Annotated in this window: 11 protein-coding genes; 4 read left to right on the top strand and 7 right to left on the bottom strand. The window is 53.2% G+C overall.

From position 1 onward, the window contains the following. Nucleotides 1-156: 156 nt before the first annotated feature. From ABD971_RS33185 to ABD971_RS33170, 4 genes are all read right to left on the bottom strand, one after another. On the bottom strand, nt 157-1,647 hold the full coding sequence (locus tag ABD971_RS33185; RefSeq protein ID WP_345327948.1) for a sulfatase family protein: 1,491 nt from the start codon (nt 1,645-1,647) through the stop codon (nt 157-159). Nucleotides 1,648-1,904: 257 nt separating this feature from the next. Further along, the gene (locus ABD971_RS33180; protein ID WP_339936176.1) at nt 1,905-2,351 is read right to left on the bottom strand and encodes a transthyretin-like family protein; all 447 of its coding nucleotides are present in this window, start codon (nt 2,349-2,351) and stop codon (nt 1,905-1,907) included. Between the two features lie 104 nt (nt 2,352-2,455). Then, nucleotides 2,456-3,532: a DUF1559 family PulG-like putative transporter gene (locus tag ABD971_RS33175; protein ID WP_339936175.1), complete on the bottom strand. Its 1,077-nt coding sequence runs from the start codon at nt 3,530-3,532 to the stop codon at nt 2,456-2,458. A gap of 610 nt (nt 3,533-4,142) precedes the next feature. Further along, nucleotides 4,143-4,850 (bottom strand): hypothetical protein, encoded by a 708-nt coding sequence (locus ABD971_RS33170; RefSeq protein WP_345327947.1) that lies wholly within the window; start codon nt 4,848-4,850, stop codon nt 4,143-4,145. A 646-nt stretch (nt 4,851-5,496) separates the two neighbouring features. Between ABD971_RS33170 and ABD971_RS33165 the strand changes: the two genes are divergently transcribed. After that, entirely contained in the window at nt 5,497-6,936 is a 1,440-nt protein-coding gene (locus ABD971_RS33165) for a RecQ family ATP-dependent DNA helicase (protein WP_345327946.1), read from the top strand. 286 nt (nt 6,937-7,222) lie between these two features. Next, complete coding sequence (gene ruvX, locus ABD971_RS33160; RefSeq protein WP_345327945.1) at nt 7,223-7,732, top strand: Holliday junction resolvase RuvX; 510 nt, start codon at nt 7,223-7,225, stop codon at nt 7,730-7,732. A gap of 141 nt (nt 7,733-7,873) precedes the next feature. On the opposite strand, the gene ABD971_RS33155 is transcribed toward ruvX, so the two are convergent. From ABD971_RS33155 to ABD971_RS33145, 3 genes are all read right to left on the bottom strand, one after another. Then, on the bottom strand, nt 7,874-8,095 hold the full coding sequence (locus ABD971_RS33155; RefSeq protein WP_339936169.1) for a hypothetical protein: 222 nt from the start codon (nt 8,093-8,095) through the stop codon (nt 7,874-7,876). Nucleotides 8,096-8,186: 91 nt separating this feature from the next. Further along, the gene (locus ABD971_RS33150) at nt 8,187-8,393 is read right to left on the bottom strand and encodes a hypothetical protein (protein ID WP_339936167.1); all 207 of its coding nucleotides are present in this window, start codon (nt 8,391-8,393) and stop codon (nt 8,187-8,189) included. 244 nt (nt 8,394-8,637) lie between these two features. Continuing rightward, nucleotides 8,638-8,994 carry a hypothetical protein gene (locus ABD971_RS33145; protein WP_345327944.1) on the bottom strand — a complete coding sequence of 119 codons (357 nt, stop codon included), beginning with the start codon at nt 8,992-8,994 and terminating at the stop codon, nt 8,638-8,640. 847 nt (nt 8,995-9,841) lie between these two features. Here ABD971_RS33145 and ABD971_RS33140 point away from each other — a divergent pair. Further along, complete coding sequence (locus ABD971_RS33140; RefSeq protein WP_339936163.1) at nt 9,842-11,281, top strand: RNA polymerase sigma factor RpoD/SigA; 1,440 nt, start codon at nt 9,842-9,844, stop codon at nt 11,279-11,281. 745 nt (nt 11,282-12,026) lie between these two features. Further along, nucleotides 12,027-12,845, top strand: coding sequence for a response regulator transcription factor (locus tag ABD971_RS33135; RefSeq protein WP_345327943.1), 819 nt, complete (start codon nt 12,027-12,029; stop codon nt 12,843-12,845).

The following is a 12,845-nucleotide window of genomic DNA, read 5'->3' as shown; positions in this document are numbered from 1 at the left end:
TCATCTCGATCGATCCAGCAGCGTCGACTTAACAAGGCACAAACCATGCCAAGGCCGTTTTGCCCCGTTTTTCACGTGAAATAGCAGCGTCGCCCTCACGCAAAATAAAACACGTGTGGCTTTTTGCAACACCCATCATGCGCACTACAGCGGGACTCACTGAGGGAGTGATTGTGGTGATTCAGGTGATTGCGGAGCTTGCCAAGGGACGCTTCCGCCCTGTTGAATCTGTGCCGCCAACCGCTGTTTGAGTTTCGCTACGACTTTAGGTTGCTTTGCGATCTGATTATTCGTCTCCTGCGGATCCGCTTCGAGATCATATAGTTCCAGCGGAGAAAACGGATCGTTCTGCATCAATTTCCATCGTCCCTGGATCACCGCGTGATAGGCGTGCCCCACATAACGACCTCCTCCTTCGCGGCGGACAAAATAGAGCTCGCGTGCAGACAACTGTGAACCGAGCGTGGACGAGTTGTCTTCGAGCAGCTCTTTCAAACCGATCGCATCGATCTCGCTGGGCTGCTGCACGCCGGCATATTGCAAAAACGTCGCCCCGACATCAAACGTCATCACCGGTTGGTCACTTTTGCTTCCCGCTGGAATTTTCCCAGGGTAGCGCACCCACGCGGGAACACGTAGACCGCCGTCGTAATGACTCTGTTTTCCATCACGCCAAGGATCATTGTTTTGCGAATGCGGCAATGAACCGCCATTGTCCGACGTGAATGCAATCACGGTATTCTCACGCAGCCCAAGCTCGTCAATGCGTTTGAGCAATTTGCCGATTTGGTCATCCAAGTGCTCGACAAACGCGACGTTGAGCGCCCGTTTGGGCTCGAGCTGCGGAGATCGCTTTTGCACGCGAACGAGCCATTCCTCAGGCGGCTGGATCGGAAAATGAGGCGCGTTGTAGGCGAGGTAAAGAAAAAATGGCGATTCGGTGGATGCTGCATGCTCGCTGATATAGTCGTCGGCCCACTGCGTAAATAAATCGGTCGCATGTCCCTCGGGATCAATCTGCTTGTCATTGTGGCGCATGTAGTTGTGGCCTTGACGACGGTGTGTGTAGTAGTCGTCCATCATGTCGCCGAGAAATCCATGAAAGTGGTCAAACCCACGTTCGCAGGGGGTGTTGGGCGATGCCAACCCAAGATGCCATTTCCCAACAATGCCGGTTTGATACCCCGCTTCACTCAGCCGGTTGGCCAATGTCGGTACATCGGTTCGCAAGTATCCCCACGAATTGTCGGCGTGGGTCCGGATGACTCCGGGGACTCCAGCGCGATCGGGATACATGCCGGTCATGATCGCAGCACGCGTCGGCGAACACACGGTGCAATTGGCTCGCATTCGAGTCAACATCATGCCTTCGGCAGCAAACTTGTCCAAGTGAGGCGTTTGCACATCCGTCGCTCCATTGCAGGAAACGTCACCGTAACCGAGATCGTCAGCAAGGATTAGAATCAGATTGGGACGCGATGTCGGATCCGCGATCGCAGAGCGAGAGGCCTCGGCTTGCTGGGCAACGCAAGAGGCAGCCGTGAGGGCGACCACGCACCCCATCACGATCAATAACCAAGCACACCGCCAGCAACATCGAATGCGGCGCGAGTGACCGGATGCAACCTTTTGCACAAGCCAAACCATGTGGATCTCTTTTCAATCATCAGCGGAGGGAATCGATAAGCGGTCTGCCCGTTGCAGAGGCCAAATCGGGGCCCCCCAGTCTGTTCGCTGTGGATTGCCAAGTCAATTCCTACTGCCGATCCTTTGCTAATCCAGATGCTTTGCGAATCCAGATCCTGGCGAAGATCCTTGTCCGGATCGCAAAAAAAAACGATCGAGGGCAACCTGAGTTACCCTCGATCGTTACGTTCATTCGATCAAGAATCGCAGCACTCGAACTACAGATTCAGGATGATTTCGTTGGCTCCGCTATCCACTTTCGCGGTCAACCCTTCGACTCGCTTTGGCGATCCGTCTTTGGCTTGCGATCGACCTTTAGGAGTCATTCCGATTGGTTGCAGCGTTCCTTCGGCCATTTCCTCGGTCGACGTCGTCAGCGTGATCACCTCCGGTGTCGGTGGACTCGACTCACCAGCGACGTGACCGCCGATGACGGTGACTTTATGGTCTCCGATTGCCGCTCCAGGATCCCCCGTCGAATAGTACAGGGTGAAGCTTCCGGTTTCATCGGTTTCGCCATACGAAGCAGCACCGTTGACCGTTGGATAAAATTCCACCTGGGCGTTGACGAAAGGTTTTCCTTCCTTCATTAGCTTGCCACTGACCTCGGCCAACGAAGGCTTGTCACTGCGGCCACATCCGAGTGTGCCGATCAGCAAGGACATCGCTAGGCCTAGAGTGAGTTTCGAGACGTGATTCATGTTCATGGATTCGATTTTCAATATTACGTGAGGCTTCTCAATGGACGTTGTAGGGGAAAGAACGAGGCTTAGAATTCTTCGTTCAACACGGTGCGGTCTTGGCGATCCGCCAACAGTGCGTAAATATCGAAACGGATGTTTTCGCTGATAAAGCGAACGCTGCCATCGGCGAGCACAAATTGGGCTCCTCCACCGTGAGTCGAGTTGAACACGGTATGACGGCCCGGACGTCCGTACCAATACGGGCCGATGCCGTGAGGCGAGTAGCGGCTGGTGGACGAATAGTTGATTCCAACTCGCGTCGAAGCAATGTTCATCCAATAAGCTTCGGATTCATTGTGGTTGGCACCACCACCACCGGACCACGCTCCGCCGTACCAATTCCCAGCACGTTGGTCATAGTAGTTGAAGGTTCCATCGGAGTTACGAATGCGAATTTCCGCGGATTGTTCGCCAATCGCAAGCGTGTTGCTGGTTCCATCCAAGATGGATGCAAAACGCACCGGTTGGTTGTAATAGTTATCCAACGCCACGATCACGCCGTTGTGATCGGTCATGCCGTGGTAACCGTTCCAAGTGGAGTAGTTTGTGTTGTTGTTACTGAATCGACCGGCAACACCGACATAGTTCGAAATTTGGACTTCGAGCTGATCAGGAGCTCCGAGAGCTTTTGTATCCGCACTTGCATTGTCAACACGGGTCGTGGGAAGAGCACTCGAAGGACAATTGAACCCGGGGACCACCATACCGTGAAACGTTTGCCAGTTGCGATTGACGCCGGGGTCGCGAGACGCCCAATCGGTTCCCGAAAACGTCGACGCTTCAAAGGCGGCATTCTGCTCGATAAAGGGCAAAATACGAACCAACCACGAGGCGGGGCGATCATTGGTTGCCGTCGCGGGAAGAACGGCCGGTGGCATGGCGCGGTAGGTGTCGTGGTACATATGAAGCGCCAAACCAAGCTGCTTCAAATTGTTCGAGCACGACATGCGGCGAGCCGCTTCGCGGGCGGATTGCACCGCGGGCAACAAAAGCCCCACTAATACACCAATGATCGCAATGACCACCAATAGCTCGACCAGTGTAAAACCGCTGCGTTCCTTTGTACGCGCTGGTCGGGCGTACTGGATTCTGGAAATTGACATGCAATAATTTTCCTAATGCTTCAACCTTGATGTTAAACCGAAACATCACCCCCTTACTCAGGGATGACATTCGCACGCTTGACCTCTTCCGCAATCCGAATGCCTGGAATTCAATCCAGCTGCCTCCCAGCCCCCACCTGCCAGCGGGCCCCCCGATCCTAATGGGGAATAGATTCGCTCTGATCGATCCTCTCGCTCCATTGCTGTCCCCTTACCTGTTTGCCTTTTTTTCCAAATTTCAAACAATTCTCTTTTTGGGCTAACTCTTTACAGCTAAGAAGCTTCGGGGCATCAATCTTGGTGCACACGTCCTAGGCAAACGCGTGCTAGCTTGTTGTGCATGGCTGTCACTGCGAGTGCGAGGCAGCCCTCAATAGGATGTCGTCCCATCACAGAGGACCATCAAGTCGTGCCGATTGGCTCAGGCATCAGCAACCACGGGGGAAGCGAGACTCACAGAAGTTCCTCTGGCAATGTTTGGGCTGTTCGCTTGCCGCAAGGTTCGGAATCACGAAATGTGAACCACACAAAAAAAACCCTGCATCTCAAGGAGATGCAGGGGGGGTCTAGGGAAGCAGAGGATTACCGAGGCCGCGGAACCGGCCAAGGACTATTTGACCTGCATCAGATTAAAGCGAGAGAGTTGTTCTCGCTCTTCCTTTGTAAATGTCATATCCACGTAGTGGATCGATTTGAGCCCCTTCATTTCGGCCATGGCATCAACGACACGTCCGCGATACGCGTCTGAGAAGAAAATGCTGTCGCCGTCCTGAGCATTTCCATACCATCCGATCCACAAATCGGTCACGGTGTCAAAGTACTTCAGCGACGACAAATTGTCCGGCTTGATGGTCGAATTGATAATCCTCAGATCACGCACCTTCAAATCTTCGATCGGCTTGAGCGTGCTGATTGCGGTTCCGCTCAGATTCAACGAGTCCAAATCATGAAAATTGCGGCCCAGGATTTCCAGCGTGGAATCGTCGGCGTGCCCCCCTCCCACGATACGTGTTGATTCGGGTGACAGATCAATCCGGCGAATTCCAGGCAGCGCTGCTGCGAGCCGGAGGTTGCGATTGAGTTCTTGCGACGAGCGGACGGCTGGAAATGAGATCGAAGGAAAGGAAGGCAGATCAGCATCGACGATTCGAGTCGGCGTTCCCGAGATGGCGACGTTGGATACTAATAATTGACGCCAGACATCGGTGATGGTTTGATGATGTTGATTTCGTTTCAGCGTGCTGCTGATCTCGCGGCTAGCTCCATAGACAACAAAGGCCATCAACAGAACGCCAAACGCTGCTAAAAAGGTAGTCAACCATTCGGGTCGATTGGACCAACGGAACGGAGAGCGATAGGGAATCGCAGGTGGTTCCCTTTTTCGTTTGGTCGGGGGTTCCATCGCAATCGATGGCATCGGCAAATCAGGCGCGGCGTTGGAATGCCGAGACGATATGTCGGCAAGCCGCGGATCTCTTTTGGCCTTCACAGTAGATATCACTCCATAATAGATAAACAAAAAAAGGAGAGGACGACTTCTAAACTAGCACAACGCGGGATAGATATCCCACGGAAAAACACGAAGATTTACGCTCAATTAACAACAACCACCCTTAAAACCCACAGCGGGGACACAGCACCCCCAGTCGCGAGATCAGGCTTCTTTTCGGACCTCCGAAGGTCACAGCGTGGCTGCCGCTCGATCGCAATGTGGCTGTCCCCTGATCGCCCCCGGAACGCAATGGTCCTTGCTGTTAACGCAGCTAAACCATCGGAAAGACTCGAAAAAGTTGCTAATTTGTTCGGTTTACCCAATGCCAGTGTTAGCGAGCCGAGGTTTGCCGTTGTGTGCAAGATTGGGTGCCCCTTACTGAATGGAGCCTTTGTGTAGACTTCTCGTTCCCTAATCCCTGGTCTCGTCATCCCTGGTCTCGTCTTGCTGTTTTCCGACCGCACTGTTTTTTATGTCTGATTCGAATTTGATCCACGATGTTTTAGCTCGTCATTACGGCTACCCCTCATTTCGCCCATCGCAGCAGGCTGTGATCGAGCACGTCTTGGCGGGGAAGCATGCGATGGTGGTGATGCCAACGGGAATGGGGAAATCGTTGTGCTACCAGATTCCAGCGTTGACGATTCCCGCAGACAGCCACGAGATTGTCTTGGTCCTGTCCCCTTTGGTCGCGTTGATGCACGACCAGGTCAGTGACTTGAGATCGCGTGGCATCGATGCGGCTTACATCAATTCATCGCTGGACCGCCAGACCCGGGAAACCCGTTATGACCAAGTCGCTTCGGGAAGGTACCGGCTGCTGTACGTGACTCCGGAGCGATTTCGCAAAGAGGATTTTCGAAGGATCATCGCGAAACGCGACGTCACGTTACTGGCAATTGACGAAGCCCACTGTGTGAGCCAATGGGGTCATGATTTTCGCCCCGACTATTCACGCGTCGGCGAGATCCGAGAACAATTGGGCTTTCCCACCACGATTGCATTGACGGCGACTGCGACGGAGGAATGTCGCCATGATATTTACGCACAGCTGGGAATTCCGGAGGACCAGATCCAATTGTTTTATCAAGGTATCGACCGGCCGAACCTGCGACTCGACGTTGAACATGTGATGGGAGACCAAGAAAAACTCGATGCCATCGAACGGTTGCTTGATGACGACGTCTATCGCGGCGGCAGTGTTGTGATCTATTTTTCACTGATCAAAACCTTGACGCGGTTTAGCGACCATTTGCTCAGCCAGGGTGTGGACCACGAGTGCTATCATGGCGACTTGTCGAGCCAAAAACGCCGTCAAGTGCATAACCGATTTTTGAGTGGCGAAACCGATGTGGTGCTGGCAACCAACGCCTTCGGAATGGGGATCGACAAAGCCAATATCCGTGTGTTGATTCATGCGGAAACCCCCGGTTCCATCGAATCCTATTACCAAGAGGTGGGGCGAGCCGGTCGCGATCATCAGCCGAGTCGATGTGTGTGGTTGTATGACCAGAGCGATCTGATGACGCAAATGCAATTCATCGAATGGTCCAACCCCGATTCGGATTTCTACGGACGATTACTGACGATGCTGGTCGAACACAATGAATCGTGTCGCGCATTTGGGATCGACTGGATGAACGAGCGGCTTCAACGTGTCAGTCGCCACGATCATCGCATTGCTACTGCGTTTGCCATGCTCGATCGAGCGGGCGTCATCGCAGGCCCCCATCCTCCGCACTGCTTCGAGGTGTTGAGACCGATTCCCGAACATTTCCGCAATCAGGAGGCGTTAGCGGAAAAGAAACGACGCGACCAGCAGCGTTTGTATGCCATGGTGCAATTGGCCGGAGAAGAGAACGACCGAAAAGCATTTCTACAGCATTACTTTGAAGGGAATGCGAAACATTAAATGCTGCGTTGCGACGTTCAAATTGCTGCGTTGCCGTCGCTCGGGCGTCCCGTTCACTCTCGCTTGCCCTTGTCACTAGGATTGGCCTAAGTCGACTGCTTTGTTTTTGCATTGCAGAGGACCGGAATATCGGTATTGTTTGGTAATCAACCCTCCCGGTGGGCACGCGTTGATCCAATCCGCTACTCGTCCCCTTCCCCCCCTCTCGTCTTTTCTTTGCCTCGTTTAAATTCCCCTCGTTTAAAACCGTCTCATTCTAAAATCCTCGTCACCCAATCACATTTTGATGACCGCACCTACTGACGATTTTCCCTTGACCGGACGTCTTGCGTCGATCGACTTTGGCAGCGTGCGGATTGGGATTGCGATCTGTGATCCCGACCGGATTTTGGCGAGCCCCTTAGAGGTCCGCGCAGCGGAACACTGGAAACAGGATGGGGACTATTACCGCGAGTTAACAAAGTCGGAGCGAATCTCCGCGTTTGTCGTCGGGCTCCCCATTCACTTGGATGGCGGGGAAAGTGAGAAGAGCATTCAAGCCCGCGAATTTGCTCGCTGGCTCTCAAAAACAACCGGCAAACCGGTGCGTTTGTTTGATGAACGATTTACCACGGCCGACGCTAACAATCGCATGCGGGCCGCAGGCTACAGTCGTCAAGGCAAAAAGAAACGGATCGATGCCGTTGCCGCCTTGGTAATCCTCGAATCTTTCATCGAAGCATGCCGCTATCGAGGTGAGATCGTGGGCAAACCGTCAAGCGAAGAGATCCCCACCGAGGGAGAGTCGATTGACTAAGCTGATTGGCATCTCAGCCTACGCCAGCCCAGCAATGATTAGCCCAGCAATGATTAGCTCAGCAATTATTAGCCCAACAATGATTAGTCCAGCCCTCTGCTGATCTCGTCGGCGATCAGCCCGAGCCTAACTCGCCCGACTTCAAGCGGCGTCGCCGGCCGACAACGCCAACATCAAATCAAGGAAACGTTCGTTGGCATCACGGCGACGACGAACACGTTCTGAAATGCTCCAGCCCGATCGAATGGCGAGTACACGGCGCGAAATCTCGGCGTCCGAGACGTACACGTCCCTGCGATTCTTGTTCGATGTTGCGGCGGTAGTTGCTGGGGTCACGCTCTTCTCACAAGTCATTGTCGACATGGTTGAATCCTTCCAAAATAAATCAAAGTGGTGAAGGGACGCTTCAGTAAACCTGCGTTAGCGCCCCAGGGTGTCGTTGTAACCTTAATGATTAAGCAGCTTCACAGGCCGACAAAGCGTCGATCAAATCGAGGAACCGCTTGTCCGCTTCACGTCGACGACGGACTCGCTCGGCAATACTCCAGCCAGAGCGAATCGCAACGACTCGGCGAGAAATCTCAGCATCGGAAAGCCGAATCTCATTTTGAGTCGATTGAGTTGAATTAGAGACAGTCTCGGGGCGAGTCGCGGTCAACATTGATGAATCCCTCCAGGAAAGTAATCGCTTAGGCTTTTATTCAGGCATCAGTTTCATTTGTTTCGCCACATCGGCTGACATCGCCGAGGACGAAACAGGAGAGAAGCAAGTGGGATGCCAATTCAATGCGATAGAGCGACAAAAAGAAGAGGAAGTTCACTTCCCAAGGCGATTTCGCATCACAACATAGCGAAAAGCACCGCAAAACAGCGTGTTTTTATTTCCGAGCCGATTTCAAAGAAAATCAGACGCCCCAGACGGACTGCTCAAACGTTGGTAAGTTTTTCAACGATCTAGTCGGAATTACCATCACAATGCAATCCGACGCGGAGCTGCCAACAATTGCATGCAAGACGGCGTTCCAGCTCTCGCGGCTGCACTGTCCTTGCAGATCAACATACTGCAATCGTTCATTGGCGTCGTAGAGCATCCCCTCGATTTGCTCGCCCTGGGCTGCGGACCAGACAAACGAGCCATCCAGTTCGAAATAGAGTCGCGGCAATAATTGCAACCGCGTGGAAGCTTCTTCAAAACTGGCTCGCAGCGCCGCTTGCTCGGGCCCATACAGATAGATGTGAAATCGTTGGATCGCAGTCGTCATGGAGTAATAGTCAAATTGGCGGTCGGTTAAGCAGCGGGCGATTATGCAGCGGGGGGGGCGGATATGTCGGGCAGCTACGATTTTCCTGCAGAGTGGGCATTCTGACGCCGCTTTGTCAATTTACCCCAGGCGGGACATTCTGCCCCGTGTCCATTTAGTAATGAGGGCAGCGAGATCGCGGCAACAGGCACAATGTCAAAAATACGCGGTGCTGTCCGTTCCCATCGAATGGGTCGCCCGCCGCTTTGCAACCGCGGCGATTTGCAACCGATTCCCGCCCCCCCAGCGTGCGTTATTTGTCACTAATCGTCCTTTAATATCATGCTTCCACCTTTACGTCCGTGGTGGAATTGAACCATACGACCTCGTGTGAAGAAAGGGAGTTACGGGTGCTTTCGAAGCGGATTAAACGGCAGGCGGCATGATCTTTGCGTGTTAACTAAACACCAACAAAACGGTTAGCGAAGACTGTCAAAAGCGGCAGAACGGGGCGTCAAAGCAAGGCTGCCCCACAAATCGGCCGCGTCATCAAGGTTGCTTGAAATTGACAGGTTGGGACGCGCGGGGGGCGTGACGAGAAGTCGAACCCGTGGGAACTTTCGAGTCTCTTGATGCGTAAATAGAGTGAGCGCAACAGGGTCTCTGGAACACGATTTCTCTAAACGTTAGTCATCGCGTGTTGATATTCATTGCTTAATTCATTGCGTGCGTCGCTCGGGTGGATTCACTAGCGTCCTTGAAATGGTGAGTGCGTGAACACAAATCTTGCTGAGAAAGTCCGATAGAGCCTTTCGACTTGAAAGGTTCGCCATGTTCGCTTTCTCATTTTACATAAAAGGAATAGGAAATGGTTTCTCTCAATTCGAATTCCGAACACACGGCGTTACGCGGCGGTTTCGATTCTCCGGCGTTGCGACAGGATGACAGTCCGTTGCGAAGTCAGGAAGAGCTGTCGGATTCGCTAGGGATGTACCTGAAACAGATGGGCCGCACGTCGCTGTTGTCGGCAGAGCAAGAATTGGCTCTGGCAGTACAGATGGATGATGCCCGTACCCTATTTCGACACGATTTGCTTCGCGTTCGTTTTGTTGCCGAGGATGCCGTTGCAGCCCTTCGCGAGATCGTGACGGGAGACGCGCGGGCGGATCGCAGCCTCAGTTACGCCGTCACCGACGAGAAGGTCAAGCATCGCATTCTAAGCCGGTTAGAGCCCAACGTCCGTACGCTCGAGTCGCTGCTGGCGTTGAACAACACCGATTATGAAGCGATCCGTGATCGTCAATTAACATTGGCGCAGCGAAGCGAAGCTCGCAGTCGCTATCTGCGCCGGCGAGAATCGATCGTCACCCTCATCGAAGAATTGGGACTGCGATTGCCGGCAATCGAGCAGCACTATGAAAATCTGTTGTGGATGAATCATCGGCTGGGTGTCCTCCGCCAGCGTCGTGCAGATTTAACACTCGAGGAACATGCCGAGTACGAAACCATTTTACGACGGACTCAACATTCCAGTTGCGGTCTGGATCGCCGTGTCCAAGAGCTCGAGCGTGCCTATTCGCTTTACACCTCGACGAAGCAAAAATTGGTCGAAGCCAATCTACGCTTGGTCGTTTCGATCGCCAAAAAGTATCGCGGCCGTGGCTTAGCATTCCTTGATTTGATTCAAGAGGGCAATTCGGGATTGATGCGTGCTGTTGAGAAGTTCGAAGCGAGTAAAGGTTTTAAACTTTCGACCTATGCAACATGGTGGATTCGTCAAGCGATCGGTCGCGCCGTCGCCGAGCAAAGTCGCACCATTCGCATCCCCGTGCATGTCGTCGGTGAGATGAATGAATTACAGCGAACCATTAGCGATCTGTATCAGCAACTCAGCCATCGCCCCACACATCGTGAAGTGGCCGATACCGCAGGGCTAAGCGACGAGCGGTTGGTCGTACTCGAACGTTCGTTGAGCACCAGCTACAGCTTGGACAACAGTTCCGCAGGAGAGGTCCCTACGAATCTGCGTGACATTCTGCAGGAAGAAGAAACCGCGCCGCTAGGCACCGAAGTGGACGCAAATTCGTTAAGCCATCGCTTGGAATCGTTGCTCGATCAACTCGATGAACGTGAGCAGGCCATTGTGCGGATGCGATTCGGTTTCGATGACTACTCGCCCCAAACGCTTTCAGAAGTGGCGAAGGTGTTTAACATCAGCCGAGAACGAGTGCGACAAATTGAACGACGCGCGTTGCGAAAACTGCAGCAACACGACGAGATCAATAGCCTGGTGGGTTTTCTCGACTAAGCCTACTTTGGCAAGAAACCGGTTGACGCACGGTCAATGTCATTGACTTCAACAGCGCTCGCAGCACAGGGACTCGTCCGGTTGCCGTGTGAAAAAACGCTCGTCGAGTACCAAAGTCGATCGCATTGGGCTCGCGCCGCGAGCAGCCACCGAATCGATGAAACATGTCGAATGGTGACCGGCATTTGCTAGATACAACTACATCCTTCCGCCCTGCCACCTTCACGTTATCTTCACACATCACCCAACGGACTAGTACCAACGCCCCACAAGGGGACGCCCAACATATGCTCCACGCAGTGATTCTTTATTCTTGCGAATGAAATCGCTGTAGTCCTAGTGCATTGAAAGCAAAGTTTCTTATCATTTAGGGTTTGGTCGAGATCGAGTCTGATGGGCGGACGGAAAGGCAGTCGGCGGAGACAATGGGGGCGTTGCCCCACCCTCGCATCAGGATAACGAATCGCCTGCACTCGCATATTACGTGAAGGCGTAGGTTCTCTGTCGTTCTCTCGCGAAGTCTCTACCAATTGTCATAATTTGCGGAAATCCGCTAGCTACCCCCCCGAGAAAGCAAGCTAGACTTAATTTGGTACCTCGGCTGATTGTATGAAGTTTCCTCCGGTGAATGCGGAATGTTTTGCGGCGGGTGTGAAACGCTAGGATCGTAGGATCCCGTTTCGATCGTCTGTCGCAACCTCGTCCACACGTGACCCTGTAAGCAATGAGTTGAATTGAATTCTTTATGAGCAGTCCATTTAGCTCGATCAATTGGGCAGACATCTTCCGCATGGAAGTTGGGCTGGGAGTGACGATCGTCACGAAAGACGGGCGGGTTGCGTACAGCAACGAGTCCGCACGTTCATTGTTTGGTGTTACTCCCGCGAAGTTAGGCACCTATCGCCACTTGAGTGCCGTGTTTCACCCCGAGTTTGTGCGAGAACGTATGGCTTGGATTGAACAGGTCATCGAGGACGGCAAGCCATTACGAGCAAGGCACATCTACAACGGCCATCAAATGGTCTCGACGTTTTACCCGATCAGCGATGGCGGCGAACTGCTCCGAAGCATGGATGCAACGAAGCAAGACGACGCCTCGGTCAACGCGAACGAGAATCAACCAGCTCCGATTGACGAGTCCAGTCCAGTGGACGAGTCCAGTGCAGGTGACGAATCCAATTCAGGTGACGAGTCCGGTGGGGCACAATACGTGCTGATCCTCTCGCGTCGTGATCCGCTTGATTCAACCGAAGACATCGAGACGGTTACAAGTCAATACGTTGACTTAGGCTGCTTGTCGGCATTAAGCAATCGCGAACTGGAAATCTTCATTCTATTGGGACATGGCAAGAGCGTTCCGGAGGTAGCCAAGATGCTGCACCGTAGTCCGCGTACTGTCGAACGGCACAAGACGGAAATCGGCCGCAAGCTTGGCTATTCAACGCTGGCGGAAATTGCCCGAGCCGTGGGGCACCTCGGTCTGACCTATGATCACTTGCAACTCGAACGCTTTCACGCCTTGGCCAAAGACGCCAAGGGAGTCGAAGACGAGACACAGGAGTAA

It is taken from the genome of Novipirellula rosea (genome assembly GCF_039541335.1).
GTDB classification, from domain to species: domain Bacteria; phylum Planctomycetota; class Planctomycetia; order Pirellulales; family Pirellulaceae; genus Novipirellula; species Novipirellula rosea.
This window is presented reverse-complemented; position numbering and strand designations above follow the sequence as displayed.